This window comes from Idiomarina sp. UBA4206, from assembly GCF_002383015.1.
Lineage (GTDB): Bacteria > Pseudomonadota > Gammaproteobacteria > Enterobacterales > Alteromonadaceae > Idiomarina > Idiomarina abyssalis.
The window spans coordinates 35,009-35,384 of record NZ_DFTS01000021.1 but is presented as its reverse complement, the minus strand read 5'-3'; the positions used below and the strand labels follow the sequence as shown (position 1 = coordinate 35,384).

1 pseudogene is annotated in these 376 nt (G+C 51.3%); it reads left to right on the top strand.

Annotation, left to right across the window (positions count from 1 at the left end):
• Nucleotides 1-376, top strand: a pseudogene (aceE, locus tag B3180_RS04600) (pyruvate dehydrogenase (acetyl-transferring), homodimeric type); the annotation flags it as partial.

Here is a 376-nt window from a genome sequence, read left to right as displayed (position 1 = left end):
TTCGGTTTCCAGCGCGTGGGCGATTTAGTCTGGGCAGCAGGCGACAGTCAGACGCGTGGCTTCCTGGTCGGTGGTACCGCCGGTCGAACAACGCTCAATGGTGAAGGTCTGCAACACCAGGACGGACAGAGCCTGGTTCACTTCGGCACAGTGCCAAACTGCATTAGCTATGACCCGACTTACGGTTATGAAATTGCGGTTATCGTGCACGATGGCCTGAAGCGCATGTTTGGCGATCAGGAAAACGTTTTCTATTACCTCACCGTAATGAATGAAAACTATCATCAGCCAGAAATGCCGGAAGGCGTCGAAGAGGGCATCGTAAAAGGTATTTACGAGCTGGATAAAGTAAAAGCGAAGAAAAAAGCCAAAGGCG